We start from the raw sequence: 19,043 nt of genomic DNA, 5'->3' as shown, positions 1-19,043 counted from the left end.
CTTTTATGTCAAATTTAACTGCGGTGATTTTCGGGGCAACAGGCGGGATTGGTCATGCGATTGCGCATCATTTTGCTAAAAAAGGCTTAAACTTAATTTTGGTTGGGCGTAAGCAAGACACCTTGCAACAACTAGAGCAAAGTCTGGCGCAGCAGTATCCTCAGTTGCAATTACACAGTCTGCGTTGTGATTTAATTGATGCCAGCAGTCGTCATGATTTTATTCAGGCACTTGCCGTATTAAAACAGCCGATTCATTACTATATTAACAATGCAGGCATGAATGATTTTCGTCTGTTTGCGCAGCAATCACAGGATACCATTGAGCAAATGATGTTGGTCAATGTGGCTTATCCGCTGCAACTGATTCAGGATGTGATTCCATATATGTCGGACAGTCAGCCGAGTCAGATCATCAATATTGGCTCGACTTTTGGCAGCATCGGCTATCCTGGCTATGTGAGTTATTGCGCCAGTAAGTTTGCCTTGCGTGGTGCAACTGAAGCGTTGGCGCGAGAGTATTGTCAGACTGCCATTCGTTTTAGATATTTCTCCCCACGCTCGACCAATACCAGTATGATTAATCCCGATGTCATTGAAATGAATATCAAAATGGGTACAAAAGTGGATTCACCTGAATTTGTGGCACAAGAACTGTATCAATTTTTACAAACAGACCGTCAATCCTATCAGGTCGGTTATCCTGAAAAAGTCTTTGTAAAACTTAATCAGTTGATGCCTAGCCGAGTCGCAGCTGCCATTCAAAAAGATTTAGACACCATTTATGAATATGCAGATCAAAGCAAAGCGTCCTTTATTCAGCAAACTTCCGCCTCATAAATGATATTTTTTTCGATAACGCCATAAGGTGGTTCGGCTAATGCCCAAGGCTTGTGCCACCAATTCAGTTTGCCCCTGATATTTTTCCAGTAAATCCTGCAGTGTGTCTTTATCTACTTTATTGTTGGTTTTGATGGGCAGCTCAATAGGTTGTGGCGTTGGGGGAGCTGTGGCGAGTTTCAAACTAGCATGCACAATTTCATCGGGTAAATCGTGTTGATCAATTTCCGTTTTACCTGCTGACATGGTCAATGCATACAGCAAGGTATTTTTTAATTCACGCACGTTGCCCGGCCAGTCGTAATTGATTAATACCTTCAGTACTTGCTCGGTCAAATGTGGCGTGACCTGAAACTGGGCTTGTTGTTGCAAAATAAATGCTGCAATTTTAGGGATATCTTGTTTACGTTCACGTAGTGGTGGCACAAAAATTGGAATCACCCGTAAACGATAAAGTAAATCTTGGCGAAATCTGCCTAAACGCGCTTCTTCACGTAAAGCGCGATGGGTTGCGGTAATAATTCTGACATTCGATTTAATCGCTTTTTCACCGCCCAAAGGGGTGAATTCGCCCGTTTCTAATACTCGCAATAATTTGGCTTGCAGTTCCAGTGGAATTTCTGCAATTTCATCTAAAAATAAAGTACCACCTGCAGCACGTTCAAACACACCTTTATGCTCACGAATTGCCCCTGTAAATGCACCTTTCACATGCCCAAACAATTCACTTTCTAAAATATTGGCATTTAAAGCCGCGCAGTTAATCGCAATAAAGACTTGTGTATGCCGTTGGCTGCGTGCATGTACTGCTTGCGCCACCAACTCTTTACCACTACCAGATTCACCACGCACCAAAACAGGAAACTCAGTAATCGCTACCCGTTCAATAATGGAATACATATGCTGCATTTGTGGCGAATCACTATGGAAAAACTCCGCCAAACTATTTTGTGCTTGGGCAGATGGGGTGAGTGTTTGTGATGACACTGTTGCAACGCTAGGCTGCAGAAAGAATAAACATCCTGTGAAATCGGCTGTATGGACACGAATATTTAAGCTGTGGTAGTGCCATGCCTTAGCACTATTCGGGAGTTGCAGCAGACCTGTCTGTGGTTGTGATGCTGATTGTGATTGTAGTTTTAATTTCAATAATTGGTTTTTTAATGTTTTACCCGTAGCTGCAGAAACAGAAGCGTCTTGTGCATATTCATAAATCCATGTTTGAGCAATGTCGTCATAAACATAGAGCAAACTGTCTGGACAAAGTTGTTGTAAATGAAACAAAAAGCTTTCAAGACTGGCTTGTTGTTCAAAGTCATGTATCGCATTCATAATGTTTCATCTTTTGTTTCATTGGTGATTCAATTGAAACATAAAATGCAACAGATGTGAAACATGGAGGATGATCTAAATTAAACAATATCTCTTAATATATTGTATTTTATTAATATATTTAAAAGAGATTAAGTTGGCACTATATTTGCAAAATTAAGAATAACAAAATATAAAACTCAGTATCTATCTCATGATCTTTCATCAATTTTTTGAAGCTGACAGCTCGACCTATACTTACTTATTGGCATCTGAACAAACCCGTGAAGCGGTGCTGATTGACCCTGTAATTTCAGAGGTTGAGCAATATGCTGCTTTTCTAGAACAGCATGATTTGCAATTGGTGTATAGCTTAGATACGCACGTACACGCTGACCATATTACTGCTGCCAACGAACTCAGAACACGTTTTGGTTGTAAAACTGTATTACATCGTAATTCAGGTGTGGTGTGTGGCGATATTTTCATTACCGATGGCAGCGCCATTCGTGTGGGTGAATTATTGATTGAAGCACGTTATACCCCGGGTCATACCAACGCCTGTACCAGCTATGTGGTCAATGGCATGGTATTCACTGGCGATGCGTTGTTAATTGATGGTTGTGGTCGTACTGACTTTCAGGAAGGCAACCCAGCGACTTTATATGACAGCATTCATCTACAAATTTTTAGCTTGCCTGATGACACTTTGGTGTATCCAGGGCATGACTATAAAGGGCGTTTATCTTCTACCGTTGGGCAGGAAAAACGCAATAACTCGCGTTTAGGACAAGGACGTACCAAAGCGGAATTTATTACCCTCATGCAGAATTTAAACCTGCCTTATCCAAAACATATTGATGTGGCTTTGCCTGCCAATAAAGTTTGTGGCAAGTGATGTTTGCACAGCACAACATAGTGATGGAATAGGGGGAAATACGCATGTGGATGTTAATCCTAGAAGGCTTGGCGATTGGTACTTTGCTGGGTTTGACAGGGGCAGGGGGCGGTATTCTTGCCGTTCCTGCTCTTATGGCAAGCCAAGGCTGGACTGTGGCGCAGGCTGCACCCGTGGGTTTATTGGCAGTCACTTTGGCAGCTTTGGTTGGCACAGTTGAAGGCTTGTTCAAACGTATTGTGCGTTATCGTGCTGCATTGTGGATTGCCTTAATCAGTATTCCATCTGCACGTTATGGGGTGCATTTGGCAGGTATTGTGCCGCCCATGTGGTTAACACTGGCGTTCAGTCTGGTCATGTTTATTGTGGCGTATCGTATTTTCTTTAATAAGGTCAACGACCAAACTAATCCACCGTGTAAGGTAAACCAAAACACAGGACGCTTAATTTGGAATGTTAAAACGGCGTCTTTGCTTGGTGGTGTGGGTGTAATTGCAGGCTTATTGACGGGTTTGTTGGGTGTGGGCGGTGGTTTTATTATTGTGCCGTTATTGCGTAAATTTACCGATTTGGATATGCGCAGTATCGTCGCAACCTCTTTGATGATTATTTTTCTGATTGGTGGCGTGAGTATTTCAGCACACGTTTTAGATGGCTTTCAGTACCCAATGGCAGTCACCATCACCTTTGTTCTGGCATGTATTGTCGGGATGTTACTTGGACGTACTTTGGTACATCGCATGAATAGCAATACTGTACAAAAGGTATTTGCTACGACAGTTATTGGTGTTGCGTTCTACCTCATTTATACAGCGATTATGGCTTAAGTCTAATATTTGGATACTATGTTTTTACTTTGAACTGCAGTATTGTGAATAGGTAACGTATTGTTAAGTGTAAGAAAAAGCACTAGACCTAGACCAAATTAAAGATTAGTTTAGCTGTATAAGATGACAAGGAGCCAAGAATGAAAAAACATTTATTTTGTGTGGGTGTCGAGTTCCGCAAAGCATCCGATGAAACAGGCTCTTATGCGTATTTGACCGCATATTTAGGCGCAGATGACTTACATGAAGCGATTGATCGCGTTCAGAAACAACTGGAGCAAGAAGGCAATAAAGTATTGTTCGTTCGTGGTTGCTGGGTTGTCGATGCCGATTGTGATGATGGTTTCTGCCCAACTGAAGAAAGTAATGCTGCCTCTAAAGCAGACCTACTGTTCAACGATGAAATCTATTATGGCAAATTGCAGCAATGGTCAATCAACAATGGCTATGAATACTGAGTAAAATGTTGGCTGAGTAAGATGCCGATGGGTTCAGTTTACTGACCTGTGAATATTTAAAAAACCGCGTTTGAATGATTCAAGCGCGGTTTTTTTATTCTTCATCAACCAAATGAACAAGTACATATTTTTCAAACCAGATCGGAAACTCTCCTTTAAAATCTGGATTAATGATCAATGTATCTCCGTTAGTCACTTCACAGATATAAGAAGCCATATTCTTGGTCGCATTACTTGAGTTATCAAATAAATACGCTCGGTCGGATATTTCAATCGCATCAATCAACATGTGCATAGTGCGGAAATAGCGTTCACGGATTTTAATTTCTTCGACTGGATGACCACCATTTTTCACACGTTGTTTAACTCGGTCCACATTAATATCAGGGTCCTCAGTCGTCACAAAGTATAAATAGGTACGATAGCCTTGCGTTTTAGCATCTCGCAAAAACTCGATTTTACTCTCATGAGACATTACGGTTTCAAATGTAAATCCAACCTTAAGCGTAAGTAACTCTTTACGGATGACATCAAGAATTCGGGCTGCGAGGTAGGAATCAATCGTGTTCCCGCTTAAGTCGATTAAGCTTCCATCAATCACAGGATCTACTGAGAGGAGAGGACTTTTGCTTAGAGTACCATCTGCATTTTTTAGTGGTCGACTTGCTTGAGTAAGATAATCAACCAATATGTTTGCATTAATGCGTATATCAAATTGACTTAGATCAAGAATGGGTGTGGCTTTAAGATCGCGCTCAAGGTTGTCAGCATTCAAAAACAATTTAGATAAACGGCTATCTAAACCATTAATCATCGTACTTTTGCCCGATCCATTTGGACCCGCAAACATTCTGATTCGAGGTGTTTTTGGCAACATAAATTATTCTGCAGTAGCCTCTATGTTACGTTTTCTAATTTTAAAGGTTCTGCGACCATTAAACTGGCGGGCTAGATCAGGGTTCCGACCAGATAACTGTTTGATTAAAACTGGTTTGCCATTCGGGGTTTTGCTGACTAAGGCATCATTTTCCACATAAAGTACTCGATCACTGTGAGCTACTGCAATGAAGCGTTCACGCAAAACGTCAGCTGCAGCTGTAGCGATTTCACTTTCATTGGTTCGGTTTCTAGTTGACATATCTAAAACCTCTAGGTGATTAAGTTTCATGGTTAGCGCGTCAATTCTTGGATTAAGAATAAATTGCTCTATTTAATCAATATATGCGTATTTTGATTAAATTCCAAGAACAGTATGAAGCTAGTAAGTATTATATTTTTGCATTTCTGATGCTATCAGAATACCACATCAACCGTTTTTTGGCATTGTGTCGCATGTAACTTGAAATGCAGATATTTTATTGCTTTTGATATTGAGCTAAAACATCAGTTTCCAGCGCTGAAAACTTTAGAGCCTACTTAAAAGGACGTCCTTCGCCTTGTTCTTCATAAGTCACACCATCTCGAATGTGGTACAAGCGTTTAAAGGTAGGGATGATTTTATCGTCATGTGTGACTACAATAATTGCAGTTTGAAATTTTTCTGCCATTTCGTGTAATAAGCGAATCACGGTCATCGCGCGTACACTATCCAATGGTGCAGTGGGTTCATCGGCTAAAATCACAGGCGGTTGATTAATCAAACCACGTGCAATGGCGACACGCTGTTGTTCACCACCAGACAATTGCCCAGGCATGGCATGTACCCGATGCTGCACATCGAGCGCCGTTAAAATTTCCAATGCGCGGGCGCGGGCAATGTCATTGGCTACGCCTGCTAACATCGGCAGCAGCGCTACATTATCCAAAACATTTAAAAAAGGAATTAAGTACGGGGTTTGGAACATAAAACCAATTTTATCGCGGCGTAAGGCACTTAAGTCTTTGACTAACCAACGTTGATCAAAAATCACCTCATCGCCCAAAGTCATGCGTCCTTCGGTAGGATCAATCACGGCACCTAAACATTTGAGCAAGGTGCTTTTACCCGAACCTGAGGGGCCAATCAGCCCAACCACTTCACCGGATGCAACCTGCATATTGACATCTTTTAAGGCATAAAAGGCATTGTCACCTTGTCCAAAACGCTTTTTTAAACCTTCAATTAAAATGCCGTGTGTCATGTTATCCCCCAATTGCTTCGGCAGGGTCAATGCGCAGTGCCATCCGAATTGCAACCAAACTGGCTAACATGCAAATCAGCATCACCGCAATAAATCCAAAAATAGAATCTTGCGGAACCAATAAGACATATTTCGGGAAATATGGTGCGGCAAAGGTTGAACTGATTTTACCAACAGCAAACCCAATTAATCCAAGCGCGAGTGCTTGTTGCAAGATCATCCAAGCGATTGTGCGATTGCGTGTGCCAATTAATTTTAAGACCGCAATTTCACGAATTTTGTCCATAGTCAGGGTATAAATAATAAATGCCACAATCGCGGCGCTGACCAAGGCCAAAATCACCAAAAACATGGCAATTTGTTTGGCGGATGTGGCAATCATTTTGCTGATTAAAATGTGTTCCATCTGCGGGCGGGTATAGACTGTTAGTTGTTGCCAACGCTGAATATGTGCTGCTGTTTCTTCAGCTGAAGCACCTGCATTTAAACGGACTAAAATAGCATTCACATAACGGTTGCTACTTTGTGCATTGAGTACGCTTTCAAGCAAGTCAGGATAAGCAGGGCGGTTATAAATTGGGTTTACTGCAATTCGTCTACGGTCTTGTAAAATGGCAGCATTGTCCTTTTGGAATTGCGCCTGTTGTGCATCTTTCAGCGGAATAAAAATCATCGGGTCACCACCCGAAGACACCATGCGTCGGGTTAAACCCACCACGGTAAAGGTGTTACGACGGATTTTAATACGATCACCCAACTTTAATCCCGTACTCATGTCGGCTACGGCTTCATAGTGCCCGCGGGTCAATTGACGTCCTGCCAATAAATGTGGCGGCCACCCCAAGTTATTCCACGCATGTTCACCTGTTTGAATCCCGACCACCATCGAGCGAATATCTTTATCTTGATGATGCACTTGCATGGTTAAATAAGTAATATTTGAAGCATGCGCCACCCCGGGGATATTCATCACGCTGCGATATAAATCATCACGCACACTTGAAGGTTCTGCATAAGGGCCAAGTGTATCTTGCTGCACTACCCATAGGTCAGCACCACTGTTATTCAGCAGGGCTTTGGCATCATCTACCATGCCGCGATACACGCCAGCCATAATTAAGGTCACACCAATCAGCAAGCCGAGTCCAAAGCCAGTAAATACAAATTTACCCCATGAATGGAAAATATCACGACCTGCCAGACTAATCATTTAGCTGCTCCTGCAAGTTGCTTGACAACCCGTAAACGGTTTTTGGCATGTAGGGGTTTTTCACTATACAGCACCACTTGATCATTTTCGGATAAGCCTGCGAGCACTTGCACATCGCCCGCTAAATTTGAACGTCCTAATTGAACTTCAACAAATTGCGGCTTTTCGGCCACAACTTTCCACACGCCTACTTGGTTATTGATACGGTGAACTGCCGCATTGGGAATGGTTAAGCTGCGTGCCAATGGTGCGAGGCTGATAGTGACTTCTGCTAACTCACCCAAAGGCGGAAGAGGCGTTGGAGGTTGATTAAAAACCACTTTAGCTAAAATTTCTTCGGTAATGGCATCGGCACGAGGTTCTACCCATAACACATGACCTGCCAAAGCATTATTTTGCCGTGAACGTAAATGAATTTGAGCTGGTAAGTCAGCAGCTAAACCAATCGCACTGGATTGATCGAAACGGGCATTCATCCAAATGGAGTTAGGATCGACAATTTCTAGTACGGTTTGACCTGCTACCACCGTTGAACCCGGTTCTGCATAACGTGCAGTGACGACACCTGCAGCTGTGGCCACTAAATTTAAATTATCACGCTGTGCTTGTAAGGTATTCAGGTCTGCACGTGCTTTATTGAGTTCTTGTTGCATCGCGCTGAGTGCCGCCGTTGCCAAATCGAGCTCTTGTTGTTTAATGGCTAAAGATTCTTGGCTGGTGGCATTGATTTTAGCTAGTTGTTGATAACGATTGACTTGTTGCTGCGCAAAATTTTGACGGATTTGAGTGTCTTGTTGCTGAGCGGTAATTTTTTGGATTATCGCACGTTGAGCCAATAAACGATCTTCCAAATCGACAGGATCCATTTCGCCTAACAGTTGTTCTGCTTGTACGTTATCGCCAATATCTACTTTTAAGTTTTTTAAGCGACCTGCTGCAGTTGGGCCAATTTTATAATTATAACGCGCTTCAACGGTTGCTACGCCAAACAGGCTAGGTTGAATGGATTGATATTTGACTTGCGTGAGGGTGACGTTGACAGGGGCAAATGGGCCTGTGCGTAAGACCACGTAAATTAACAATAAAACCAGAGCTACAATGACCACAATCACGGAAATAGTTCGCTTTCCTAAGGGAAATACCTGCATGTGTACTCCGCATAATTTTTTATCAATTAAGGATAATATAATCTATTTTGTTGTTGTGCGGGGGAGTTATTCGGTTTGGGGAGTGAAAGCGAAAAATGTTTGGAGATGAATAAACCACCCAATAAAAAGGCTCAAACCACTAAAAGTGAATTTGAACCTAGATCGCTTAATAGAAAGCTATCCTGATCATTTTTCGTGAAGTTTTAACTCAACTTGATAGTCGTCTTGAGTGACTTTAATTTTATGGTCTTTATATTTACGTTTGCTTGGCGAGAGTGCAGAGCTAGTCACTGCCTTATGGAAATCACTATCTGACATGAAAAAATAATAAGCCTTATAGCCCAATAATATTTTCTCAATTTTATTGCCTTTAGTCTGAGCATCACTGATCAATGAATTTAGATACTTTAAGCTGATGTTTGCTGACATTCCTGAACCTTAAAATATAAAGTTGAAATTTCTAAGAATTTATAAGCAACAAACATTACAAATTTATGACAAGGGTTGTTTGAGAGATGTACTTCGCTTCAGGTCATTATAGATCTAAAAGTTGTGGGTCAAATTGACGCAATTTTGACCCAATTTATTCAAATTTGGGTCAATTTGTTCTGGATAGCATTGGACGCAAAACCCATAGAAAAAGCCTTAAACACTGATGTTTAAGGCTTTTTTAGTCATATTTAGTTATGTAACTTCATATGAATTTAAGAATTTGGTGGAGATGGCGGGAGTTGAACCCGCGTCCGCCAACACTACACTCGAGAATACTACATGCTTAGATATCGTCTATTGTTTTAACACTCTAAGACCCGACGAACAGGGTTTAAAGTGCGATCCTCTAAGTTTGGTATAAAGTCCCGAGGCTCAACTCTATACGGACTTGTGTGCGTGCGCTTCAGTCGGGTTCACTGACCACAAGTATTCAGTGAAGCGGACAAGCGGCCCTTAGGCAGCTAGAGCGTAAGATTCGTCGTTTGCGACTATTTTAATGCAAATTTGATTTACGAGAGAAAATGCGCTCTCGGCATGCATCTATGAGCTTCATCATCAGCGTCGAAGCCAATAACATCCCCATATCACAGCGCAATCATAGCATAGCTGGCAAAAATTACGATGTATTTTCTGCACAATTACACATTTCGATGCGCTTAGTTACATAATTGCGCTAATATTTTATTTTTCAAGTCAAACACAATAAAAAATATGAGTTATTTACTAGCACTCGATCAAGGCACAACCTCTAGTCGCGCTATCATCTTCAATGAACACGGACAAGTTCAGGCAACGGCACAACGAGAAACCCATATTCAGACCCCACATTCAGGTTGGGTGGAACAAGATGCCCAAGAAATCTGGTCAAATCAAATTGCGGTGGTGCAACAAGCCTTGGCGACTGCAGGTATTTTGGCTAAAGACATTTGTGCGATTGGCGTGACCAATCAACGTGAAACGACTGTAGTGTGGGATAAACGCACAGGCAAACCACTGGCACCTGCCATAATTTGGCAAGATCGTCGTGCGGCTGATTGGTGTCATCACTTGATTCAAAATAACCAGATGCAATTGATTCAGGAAAAAACAGGTCTGCGTATCGATCCGTATTTTAGTGCAGGCAAACTGGTGTGGTTGCTTGAGCATGTCGATGGATTAAAAGCATTGGCACAGCAGGGGCATGTGGCTTTTGGCACCATCGACAGTTGGTTAATCTGGAATTTGACCCAAGGCGCAGAGCATGTCATTGAAGCGAGTAATGCTTCAAGAACGATGTTGATGAATTTACATCACCAAACTTGGGATGAAGAATTGCGGGAATTATTTCAAATTCCCGCATCAGTTTTACCTAAAATTATTGCATCCGACAGCTATATTGCAGATACCGCAACGGGTTTATTGGGGGCGAATATCCCAATTACAGGTATTTTAGGCGATCAGCAGGCGGCGTTGTTTGGGCAATCGTGCTTTGAAGTTGGTACAGCAAAAAATACCTACGGCACAGGCTGTTTTATGTTGTTTAATACAGGCAATCAGGTGCAATTTAGCCAAAATAAGTTACTCACTACTTTGGCGTGGCAATGTCAAAATCAAACCCATTTTGCCCTTGAAGGCAGTGTTTTTATGGCAGGTGCTGTAGTGCAATGGCTGCGCGATGGTTTGGGTATTATCCAAAAAAGCAGCGATGTGGAACAACTTGCCAATAGTGTAACTTCTAGCGATGGTGTAGTGCTAGTTCCTGCATTTACAGGGCTTGGTGCGCCACATTGGGACAGTGAAGCGCGAGCGCTTTTATGTGGAATGTCACGTGGCACCAACAAGGCACATATTGCCCGTGCTGCCTTGGAATCCATTGCATTTCAGGTGTCGGATGTACTCACTGCGATGCAATCCGATTTAGATCATCCACTGAAAGAGCTTCGAGTCGATGGTGGTGCTAGTCAAAATGATATGTTGATGCAATTCCAAGCCGATATTTTAAATGTGCCTGTGTTACGTCCTAAAATGTTGGAATCAACCGCTTGGGGAGCAGCAGCTATGGCAGGTTTAAAGGCGGGTGTATTTTCTGACTTATCTGAAATTTCAGCATCTTGGCAGTTAGATCGGGTATTTGAACCCCAAATGAATGAAGCAGAGCGTGCAGAACATTTAGCGCGTTGGCAACAAGCCTTAAAACGTGCTAAGTCAGACTTATAATCAGCGCTATTTCTAAAATAACGCTAAGTTGAAATAAATCTTTAAACCACAAGCCTCATCAGCAAAACTTTTGAGGCTTGTAGCTGTTTTTTCGTTACTTTGATCTTTTAGATTACGCCTTACATTGCCTCACGTTGAGCTTCATCTTCTAGATAACTTTCCAGAGAATCATCTAGTGCATAAAGCCATGGTGTGTGATGCGGTTTAGCCATTTTTCCTGTCATCACTGAGCGATAAACTTTATCTCTAAAGCCCATAATATTTTCTTTTTTATGCTTTTTCCATTGCATGAAAATATCGTGTACTGCATCAATATTGAAAGATGGATAGTCGGTCTGCGCAATCAGGCGTTTGATGTAATCCCCTTGGAAACGTGCAGATTGTTCATCGCTCATTAAGCGTTGTTCTTTTTCATACAAGGTTTGGGTATGGCTTTGCATTTCATCTGTACTTGGCAATGCAATTTTGCCTAAAATCACATCACGGACAAACCATGCCTGCGCATCGAACATATTGAAGGTGTACCATTGATCTTGCATACCCAAATAGAACAAACGTGGATTCTTTTCCCAAACCACACCTTGATATAAACCTAGTGGATAAAGGCAGTTATGCGTTCTGAGGCGCAAGCCATCTTCAATAAACGGGAAGTGGTGTAAATAGCCCGTACATAAAATAATGGCATCAATTTTGGCCGATGTTCCATCACCAAAATAAGCAGTATTTTCATCTACACGCAGTAATTGTGGTTTTTCAGACCAGTTTTTGGGCCACTTAAAGCCCATGGCTTTACTGCGATAGCAACTGTAAATTTGTTTGGCGCCGTATTTATAACATTGCGAACCAATGTCTTCGGCAGAGTAGCTGCTGCCCACCAACAGCACTGATTTACCTTTAAATTCCAGTGCATCACGGAAATCATGCGCGTGTAAAATACGACCATGGAATTGATCAAAGCCTTCATAAACAGGGACACGCGGGGTAGAAAAGTGCCCAGAGGCCACCACAACATAATCAAACTGTTCTGAATAATGACGTTGCTGTGCGTAATCTTCGACATCAACCGTAAATTTTTGCGTCGCATCATCATAATGAATATGCTGAACGGCGGTATTAAAGCGGACTAAGTCTTTCACCTGTGCTTTTTCTGCACGACCTTGAATATAATCCCACAACACTGCGCGTGGCGGATAAGACGCGATTGGTTTTTTGAAGTGTTCATCAAAAGTATAATCGGCAAATTCTAGCGCTTCTTTAGGGCCATTTGACCATAAATAACGGTACATACTGCCGTGGACAGGTTCGCCATGTTCATCTATACCTGTGCGCCAAGTATAGTTCCAGAGTCCACCCCAATCATTTTGTTTTTCGAAACATACAATTTCAGGAACTTGTAGACCTTTGGCCTTTGCTGACTGAAACGCTCTTAATTGGGCCATGCCGCTTGGGCCAGCGCCAATAATTGCAATTCGATCCATTGCTATCTCCATTAGTTTTTGAGTTCTTAATTACTTCTCCAATTTTGAGTGACACAATTCAGGATTTTAAATATCCGCATTATAAAAATAAGCAAATACAATCCTAAATTTAGAGATCAAGTAGATCTTGTCAAAATAGGATGTGAATTAAAAAAATAGAAAAAATAAAACACACTAAAGACAGTAAAAATTGCTTAAGCAACTCATCTTTATAAAAAAATGTGTTTTACAAGAAGCATGATCTTATCATAATTTTTGATTAATTTTGGTTTTGCTTAGTTGTAAAAGTGAATTTAAAGTCATTGCTGTTGTTGTTTTGGTTTGATCAATTGGTATATTTTATTGATTTTTATAGAGAAAATAAGATGAAAATTTAAAGCTAATTTTTATCTCATTTTGCCCAATATAAAGGTGATTTTGATGAGATTGTTGCAAAATCTACAATGATATACAGAGGATTGAAAACTGAATCTTAGGCAACATTTTCAGAGAGCCATACCCGAAGTGGACTTCTGAAAAATTAAAAGGATGCTGTGATTGATAGGTGTAATGAAAGTTTAGTTTTTATAAGCCATGAAAGCAGTAGCGTATTTATCAAGCTTTATCTAATGATTGAATGTGCTTTGCGTACATTCAATCATTAAAGTTTGTGGCGACTCAGTAATTAAAGTTTACGCCACACCTTATTTTCATCTTCTAAAGAGACAGTAAAGTTAAATTCGTCGTCTACGGTAACCAAGTAGGAGTTAGGATTAACCAATAAAACTTTTAAAATTGTACCTTGCTCGAATTCAATTGGTGCGCAGTTTTCTTTACGTAGAACAATAGGTTCAAGTAGCTCAATAGCAATGTTTTCTGTTGGAGATTCCATACCGCACCCTAAATGAGTTATTTTTAATCAACTGTATTATATAGTAAATTGATGAATAATCTACACAAAATCGTAAATTTGTGTCGGGTTTAAATATTTTGTACTTGAATTGTTGGTCAAAAAATCGCAATAAATTTGCCCAATACTTCATAATTTGACATTTTAAAAATATAAGAAATTGAAATTTGATGTAATTTCTTAGATGAATGGCAAATGAACAGCGCAGTAAAATATAGCCGATTGATGAAATTTACAGTTTTCAGCATAAAAATAAAATTATTGCTGAAAAAACAGCGTATAAAGTATAAAAGTTAAAGTATCCATTCACGCTTTTTTAAGTGGTGAAGGCACTGGGTTTTACATTCCAATTTAAAAAATAAAGGCTTTTTGTCTGCATGTTTAAGTCATTTTTTCCAAATCCAAAGTGGTTTTTTATTTCATTGCTTGTTTGGTTCGCGATCAATCTGGCTTTATGGTACTCGGGCGGTAGCGCATGGGGTAGTTGGATTGGCTTCCCGCAAGGCTATGCCGAAGCAACATTACCCATCGATGTCAGCCGTTTTTGGTCACCTGCATTTTTATGGTTTTATCTGTGGTTTTTTGTGGCAACGACGCTGTTTGCCATTTTCTGGAAACTTAAAGCAAATCACCCATGGCAGCGCTGGTCTGTATGGGGATCGGCATTCATCCTGTTTAATATTTGGTTTGGGGTACAAGTCAATGTTGTGGTGAATGCCTGGTACAACCCATTTTATGACCTGATTCAAAAAATGCTCAGTAGTGGCGGTGGAGATGTCAATGAACTCTATGCAGGTGTGCTGACCTTTTTATACATCGCCATGGTGGCAGTGACCTTAATGGTTTTGAATTTATTTTTTGTTAGTCACTATGTTTTTCGTTGGCGTACGGCAATGAATAATTATTACACCGCACATTGGGAAAAACTCAGACATATTGAAGGGGCTTCACAGCGTATTCAAGAAGATACCATGCGCTTTGCCAGAACCATGGAAACTTTAGGAGTAAATTTAGTCGAAGCCCTAATGACTTTGTTGGCATTTTTACCTGTGCTGTTTAGTTTGTCTGTGCATGTCAAAGCCCTGCCTATAGTGGGGGAAATTTCGTATGCCTTAGTTTGGGCTGCAGTGGGTTGGGCAGTATTTGGTACAGTGGTGTTAATTGTGGTGGGTGCGAAGTTACCAGGTCTGGAATTTAATAACCAAAAAGTCGAAGCTGCATATCGTAAAGAACTGGTTTATGGTGAAGATCACGCTGAACGTGCCGATCCGCTGAGTTTAAAAGAACTGTTTAGCAAAGTGCGTTTGAACTATTTCCGTTTATATTTCCACTATGCCTATTTTAACTTGGTACGCATTTGGTACATGCAATTGGACAATATTTACGGTTTATTTGTGTTGTTCCCAAGTATTGCCGCAGGGGCTATTACATTGGGTTTGATGATGCAAATTGCAAACGTATTTGGCAAAGTCCGTGAATCTTTTCAGTATCTGATTGCATCTTGGCCAACCATTATTGAGCTCTTGTCTATCTATAAGCGTTTAAAAGCATTTGAATCGACATTGGATCACTAGTTGTGGTGGCGACATCCATGATTTGTTGTGGATGTCGCGTTCACATGTTCAGAGCCATGATTGCTAAATATAAATAGATCTGAACAGTTGTATAAAAAATAATATGAGTGTTAGTATTCAAAATCATAAAAAACTGTGATGAATTGGATTTTTTTATAAAAATATCAAACTTGATTCAAATAAAATTATGATTAATTAACTATAAAATCAAGGTGTTGTATTTGTTATTTTGCACCAATTCATATATTTTCATTTATATAAAAACAATTGAGAATTGAGACGTGACCTGCAAAAAATTACTCTTGATTGGGGGGATTGGCAGCCTATTATTTGGTTGTGCAACAGTTGATCAATTTAGCCCAAATTCGGTGAAGCATTTTGCATCTGCACAAGAACTGATTGTTCAAAAAAACTTAAATCAGCCCAGTGGTGCTGCCAAAGAATATGTCTATTATTGGGGGCCGCAGCGCAAAGATCAGCCTGCTGAATCTATGATTCCACGTAAATATATGGGCAGCTATTGTCAGTCACAACATGGACGCTTAACGCTTGCCTATAAAAGCTCAATGAGTTTAGTCAAAAATGCGTGGTCTAAAAAATTACTCAATACGTATCGAGATGTAAAGCAAGGGATTGGGGCATACCGTTGTGTAGGTAATCAGGGCGAAAGTTGGATTGTATCGATTGAGCCAGTGGCGGAGCGCCAGTTGGAACAGCGTGGTGAAGCGCGAGTGGTGAGTTTGGTCACTAAAATAATGTCTGAAGATGAAGCGCGACGTTTTTATCGCACGGCTTCTGCACCTGCAAAGGCTGCACCTAAAGCAGCTCAAAGTAATCCAAAAACAACAAATGCAACCAAAGTTGCTGAAATGAAAGAAAAACCTGAAGAGAAAAAAGAGCCTGTAGTTGCGCCAGTAAAAACAGCTCCACCACGCGTGGTTGAGACACCACAACAGCAACAGACACGTTTATATGTGGCGGCACGTCGTGATTTAAACAGTGGGCGTAATCAAATTAATGCCTGTAATAATGCGCAACGTGCTTATAACTATGGCAAGTTACAGGGCGCAGAGGGTACGCGTATTTATACAGAATCTGGCATGTTGGTGGCACGTTGTTTAACCAGTGTGTCGAGTTATCGCAGTCGTTTTCCAAACGCAGAAGTGCAAGCCAAGCGCATTTTGCAGAATTTAGCCAAAAATTATAATCACGCAGGGGCTAAGAATATGTTGAGAGGCATGAAGTGAGGAGCGCATAATTTCTGATCTGCTCTTCATTTTAAAATTTAAATATTTATCTCTCCCTTGCACCACAGTGCAGTTTATCACTGGTGTTTGTTTTAAAGACCTTTCCAATATCCAATATTAAATTTTTTTAGGCATTTAATGGGTAATGGGAGCTACTTCTCCCACTTGGATGAGCAGTACTGCTGCGCAAGGGGGAGGGGTAATTTAAAAGGTAAAACTAAATAAGATCAGGATAAAACTGCTCAAATTCTTTATTTATCGCCTCACCACGTAATAAATAGCCTTTGGGCTGAATATAACTATAAATTTCTCGTGCAGGCTGTTCATGCCAGCCAATATTAAATGCACAAAGTTTTGGGAAAAATTGTAGATGGTTGTAATTCAAATTATTATGAATCCAATAGGCGAGTTGTTGCCAATTGACTTGATCTTTTTCATACAGTGCTAAAAATGATGGAATGACAATACACGCCGTTGCCCCATAACCTTTTGCATCGGGGTAGTCCCAAATATGACTGGCAAAGTTTTTCTCGTTGGTTGCGCAGTTATGTCCCTTTTCATTGCCAAGTTGGTTGACGCTTAGTGAACGATATGCTGAACGAATTGCAATACGTCCGAACTTTTCTTGAAGTGGCTCAAGGAGCTGTTCACACAGTTCTTTGCCTGTATAAATAGCTTTTTCAGGATGGTCAGGGAAATTTGGCACGCTGTACCAATTGGCGATTTCACTATAGAGAAAATCACGCATAAAGAAAGACTTTGAAAGTTGGATACGTCCTAAGTCTTCGAGTTTGGTGATGGTGGATACTTTTTTGATGATCATATTTTAAAGTTTTCTAATCGATTTTTGATATATTTTGCTGAATTTTCAATACTTGGATAAACCGTTCTTTGGTTGATGTTGAGTAAATCTAATTCATCTAATATTGGCTTTTTATCATCTTTTTTTATTCTGACTTTATGAACGGTGAAATCATTATTACCATGTTCTGGTATTGCTTCTGCATCTAAACCAAAGATTAGAAAAGAGCCTGATTGAGCAATAATTCTTTCTTGGTTTAACCGACCTTTTACACAGAAGGTATTTTTAAGATCTTTGATTTCAATTCTAGGTTTGAAGTATGGTTTTTCATTTAATATACAGTGTAAGTATTGTTCATAAACTTTCTGATTAAGATCAGACTCATTTAGAAGGGTTTTGGTTGAGTCGTTTTTTTGGCAATTAATAATATATTGGGATAGTTGATCTTTCTGATTAGAAGTAAGTTTTGCTAAATTTGTTAAACAAGAAATTTTATCAGAATCATAAAAACATATATCTGTTTTTTTTACGGAAATTATTACAACTTCAGCATCTTCATTGTGGTTTAAATTTTCACAAGCAAAGTAGAGTGCAGTTAATGGATTGCTAGATATATCAAGCAATCTAGTTGGCATTCCATAATGTTGCATTCGTGTGAGGATGTCAAAACCACTGATGTCATTACTGAATGAATTAGGTTCCATTGTGAGTAATTCACGGAATAACAGATGTTCACCTTCTAAATAAATTTTTCCTTTGCCACTGGGATCTTCACGTAAAAGTGATGGTAATAATTGGTACGAAAATTTTCCATGACCTCTATAAAAGACTTCGCTATTTTCTTTTTTGCTAGCAATGAATGTATTTATATCTTTAATTTTTTCTATATAAGTAGAAATACTATTTATATATGGTGGTGTAACAATAATTTCAGCTTCTACGCTAAAACTAGTTTCAATTGATACATTTATATGACCAATAATTTGAGGTGGACTTAGTAAGTCAATATTTTGATTTGGAAAAGTTTCTTTTATCTCTTCTAAATTTGAAAAGATATTAAGAGGTGCTAATTTTTCAAATAAATTAGAATTTTTAATCGCCCAATGTGTTCTGGTTTTTTCCCAACCCTCAAATTTTAATGCTTTTTCTAATTCTTCTAAATCACAAATATAAGTATATCTATTAGTATGTCCCTCTTTAGGTTTTAATGTTGATATTTTATCTGATAGTAATCTAAAAGTTGCGGTTATAGTATTATTATCATTATTTAACTTTGTCTCTCGTAATTCTGCTATTGCCACAAAATCTTGAAAGTTTTCAAAACAGATAAAGCAAGGGAAGTTACGTAAGATTAGTAAAGACTCTTCTGTTAGTTCTTTGAATTTTAATCGAATAGGCTCATCTGTATATTCAGCGAAACGACTGGTACTATAAGTAATGGATATAAAATTATTATCTAAAGTATCTATTTCTTGTTCTGAATAGCACTGTAGTAGATTGAAGTAAGCCATAAAAAACCCCGCATTGTGCGAGGTTTTTTATAACATGAAATCA

Annotated in this window: 18 protein-coding genes and 1 other RNA gene; 7 read left to right on the top strand and 12 right to left on the bottom strand. The window is 39.8% G+C overall.

All coding sequences use genetic code 11. The features are described from left to right. Positions 1 to 5: 5 nt before the first annotated feature. Positions 6 to 839 (top strand): SDR family oxidoreductase, encoded by an 834-nt coding sequence (locus HX743_RS00680; protein ID WP_178318238.1) that lies wholly within the window; start codon positions 6 to 8, stop codon positions 837 to 839. Here HX743_RS00680 and HX743_RS00675 read toward each other — a convergent pair. Beyond that, positions 834 to 2,171 (bottom strand): sigma-54-dependent Fis family transcriptional regulator, encoded by a 1,338-nt coding sequence (locus HX743_RS00675; protein ID WP_178318237.1) that lies wholly within the window; start codon positions 2,169 to 2,171, stop codon positions 834 to 836. The genes HX743_RS00680 and HX743_RS00675 overlap by 6 nt on opposite strands. Positions 2,172 to 2,364: 193 nt before the next feature. On the opposite strand from HX743_RS00675, the gene HX743_RS00670 reads away from it, so the two are divergent. From HX743_RS00670 to HX743_RS00660, 3 genes are all read left to right on the top strand, one after another. Beyond that, positions 2,365 to 3,048, top strand: a complete 684-nt coding sequence (locus tag HX743_RS00670; protein WP_004975362.1) for an MBL fold metallo-hydrolase — start codon at positions 2,365 to 2,367, stop codon at positions 3,046 to 3,048. A 44-nt stretch (positions 3,049 to 3,092) separates the two neighbouring features. Then, positions 3,093 to 3,875 (top strand): sulfite exporter TauE/SafE family protein, encoded by a 783-nt coding sequence (locus HX743_RS00665; protein ID WP_104852390.1) that lies wholly within the window; start codon positions 3,093 to 3,095, stop codon positions 3,873 to 3,875. 140 nt (positions 3,876 to 4,015) lie between these two features. Further along, complete coding sequence (locus tag HX743_RS00660) at positions 4,016 to 4,333, top strand: hypothetical protein (protein WP_004975369.1); 318 nt, start codon at positions 4,016 to 4,018, stop codon at positions 4,331 to 4,333. A gap of 94 nt (positions 4,334 to 4,427) precedes the next feature. Here HX743_RS00660 and HX743_RS00655 read toward each other — a convergent pair whose 3' ends face one another. The 7 genes from HX743_RS00655 to ssrA form a co-directional block, all read right to left on the bottom strand. Further along, a complete protein-coding gene (locus tag HX743_RS00655; protein WP_236093870.1) occupies positions 4,428 to 5,210 on the bottom strand; it encodes a hypothetical protein in 783 nt (260 codons plus the stop codon). Between the two features lie 3 nt (positions 5,211 to 5,213). Further along, the gene (locus HX743_RS00650) at positions 5,214 to 5,471 is read right to left on the bottom strand and encodes a hypothetical protein (protein ID WP_004975373.1); all 258 of its coding nucleotides are present in this window, start codon (positions 5,469 to 5,471) and stop codon (positions 5,214 to 5,216) included. Between the two features lie 274 nt (positions 5,472 to 5,745). Further along, complete coding sequence (locus HX743_RS00645; RefSeq protein ID WP_178318236.1) at positions 5,746 to 6,453, bottom strand: ABC transporter ATP-binding protein; 708 nt, start codon at positions 6,451 to 6,453, stop codon at positions 5,746 to 5,748. A gap of 1 nt (position 6,454) precedes the next feature. Further along, the gene (locus HX743_RS00640; protein ID WP_178318235.1) at positions 6,455 to 7,663 is read right to left on the bottom strand and encodes an ABC transporter permease; all 1,209 of its coding nucleotides are present in this window, start codon (positions 7,661 to 7,663) and stop codon (positions 6,455 to 6,457) included. Then, complete coding sequence (locus HX743_RS00635; RefSeq protein ID WP_004975381.1) at positions 7,660 to 8,811, bottom strand: efflux RND transporter periplasmic adaptor subunit; 1,152 nt, start codon at positions 8,809 to 8,811, stop codon at positions 7,660 to 7,662. Before HX743_RS00635 ends, HX743_RS00640 begins: the two co-directional genes overlap by 4 nt. A 186-nt stretch (positions 8,812 to 8,997) precedes the next feature. Continuing rightward, positions 8,998 to 9,240, bottom strand: a complete 243-nt coding sequence (locus tag HX743_RS00630; protein WP_178318234.1) for a hypothetical protein — start codon at positions 9,238 to 9,240, stop codon at positions 8,998 to 9,000. Between the two features lie 284 nt (positions 9,241 to 9,524). Further along, positions 9,525 to 9,884: a transfer-messenger RNA gene (gene ssrA, locus HX743_RS00625) on the bottom strand. Between the two features lie 130 nt (positions 9,885 to 10,014). Here ssrA and glpK point away from each other — a divergent pair. Next, the gene (glpK, locus tag HX743_RS00620; protein ID WP_178318233.1) at positions 10,015 to 11,499 is read left to right on the top strand and encodes a glycerol kinase GlpK; all 1,485 of its coding nucleotides are present in this window, start codon (positions 10,015 to 10,017) and stop codon (positions 11,497 to 11,499) included. A 119-nt stretch (positions 11,500 to 11,618) separates the two neighbouring features. On the opposite strand, the gene HX743_RS00615 is transcribed toward glpK, so the two are convergent. Continuing rightward, positions 11,619 to 12,977 (bottom strand): NAD(P)-binding domain-containing protein, encoded by a 1,359-nt coding sequence (locus HX743_RS00615; RefSeq protein ID WP_178318232.1) that lies wholly within the window; start codon positions 12,975 to 12,977, stop codon positions 11,619 to 11,621. A gap of 664 nt (positions 12,978 to 13,641) precedes the next feature. Further along, a complete protein-coding gene (locus HX743_RS00610; RefSeq protein ID WP_004975391.1) occupies positions 13,642 to 13,848 on the bottom strand; it encodes a hypothetical protein in 207 nt (68 codons plus the stop codon). 395 nt (positions 13,849 to 14,243) lie between these two features. Between HX743_RS00610 and sbmA the strand changes: the two genes are divergently transcribed. Further along, a complete protein-coding gene (sbmA, locus tag HX743_RS00605; RefSeq protein WP_004975393.1) occupies positions 14,244 to 15,440 on the top strand; it encodes a peptide antibiotic transporter SbmA in 1,197 nt (398 codons plus the stop codon). 281 nt (positions 15,441 to 15,721) lie between these two features. Beyond that, positions 15,722 to 16,687, top strand: coding sequence for a hypothetical protein (locus HX743_RS00600; RefSeq protein ID WP_178318231.1), 966 nt, complete (start codon positions 15,722 to 15,724; stop codon positions 16,685 to 16,687). A 217-nt stretch (positions 16,688 to 16,904) separates the two neighbouring features. On the opposite strand, the gene HX743_RS00595 is transcribed toward HX743_RS00600, so the two are convergent. Together HX743_RS00595 and HX743_RS00590 are read right to left on the bottom strand one after the other, a co-directional pair. After that, complete coding sequence (locus HX743_RS00595) at positions 16,905 to 17,510, bottom strand: hypothetical protein (protein WP_178318230.1); 606 nt, start codon at positions 17,508 to 17,510, stop codon at positions 16,905 to 16,907. Then, the gene (locus HX743_RS00590; protein WP_178318229.1) at positions 17,507 to 19,000 is read right to left on the bottom strand and encodes an FRG domain-containing protein; all 1,494 of its coding nucleotides are present in this window, start codon (positions 18,998 to 19,000) and stop codon (positions 17,507 to 17,509) included. Before HX743_RS00590 ends, HX743_RS00595 begins: the two co-directional genes overlap by 4 nt. Between the last annotated feature and the right edge of the window lie 43 nt (positions 19,001 to 19,043).

Source organism: Acinetobacter sp. Swhac1 (assembly GCF_013390985.1).
In the GTDB taxonomy this organism is placed as follows: domain Bacteria; phylum Pseudomonadota; class Gammaproteobacteria; order Pseudomonadales; family Moraxellaceae; genus Acinetobacter; species Acinetobacter towneri.
Note: the sequence above shows the minus strand (reverse complement) of the source record. Positions and strands in the feature narration are given on the sequence as shown.

Coding starts and splice junctions, on each gene's coding strand:
- HX743_RS00680 (WP_178318238.1), top strand. CDS start 6: ATGTCAAATTTAACTGCGGTGATTTTCGGGGCAACAGGCGGGATTGGT.
- HX743_RS00675 (WP_178318237.1), bottom strand. CDS start 2,171: ATGAATGCGATACATGACTTTGAACAACAAGCCAGTCTTGAAAGCTTT.
- HX743_RS00670 (WP_004975362.1), top strand. CDS start 2,365: ATGATCTTTCATCAATTTTTTGAAGCTGACAGCTCGACCTATACTTAC.
- HX743_RS00665 (WP_104852390.1), top strand. CDS start 3,093: ATGTGGATGTTAATCCTAGAAGGCTTGGCGATTGGTACTTTGCTGGGT.
- HX743_RS00660 (WP_004975369.1), top strand. CDS start 4,016: ATGAAAAAACATTTATTTTGTGTGGGTGTCGAGTTCCGCAAAGCATCC.
- HX743_RS00655 (WP_236093870.1), bottom strand. CDS start 5,210: ATGTTGCCAAAAACACCTCGAATCAGAATGTTTGCGGGTCCAAATGGA.
- HX743_RS00650 (WP_004975373.1), bottom strand. CDS start 5,471: ATGTCAACTAGAAACCGAACCAATGAAAGTGAAATCGCTACAGCTGCA.
- HX743_RS00645 (WP_178318236.1), bottom strand. CDS start 6,453: ATGACACACGGCATTTTAATTGAAGGTTTAAAAAAGCGTTTTGGACAA.
- HX743_RS00640 (WP_178318235.1), bottom strand. CDS start 7,663: ATGATTAGTCTGGCAGGTCGTGATATTTTCCATTCATGGGGTAAATTT.
- HX743_RS00635 (WP_004975381.1), bottom strand. CDS start 8,811: ATGCAGGTATTTCCCTTAGGAAAGCGAACTATTTCCGTGATTGTGGTC.
- HX743_RS00630 (WP_178318234.1), bottom strand. CDS start 9,240: ATGTCAGCAAACATCAGCTTAAAGTATCTAAATTCATTGATCAGTGAT.
- glpK (WP_178318233.1), top strand. CDS start 10,015: ATGAGTTATTTACTAGCACTCGATCAAGGCACAACCTCTAGTCGCGCT.
- HX743_RS00615 (WP_178318232.1), bottom strand. CDS start 12,977: ATGGATCGAATTGCAATTATTGGCGCTGGCCCAAGCGGCATGGCCCAA.
- HX743_RS00610 (WP_004975391.1), bottom strand. CDS start 13,848: ATGGAATCTCCAACAGAAAACATTGCTATTGAGCTACTTGAACCTATT.
- sbmA (WP_004975393.1), top strand. CDS start 14,244: ATGTTTAAGTCATTTTTTCCAAATCCAAAGTGGTTTTTTATTTCATTG.
- HX743_RS00595 (WP_178318230.1), bottom strand. CDS start 17,510: ATGATCATCAAAAAAGTATCCACCATCACCAAACTCGAAGACTTAGGA.
- HX743_RS00590 (WP_178318229.1), bottom strand. CDS start 19,000: ATGGCTTACTTCAATCTACTACAGTGCTATTCAGAACAAGAAATAGAT.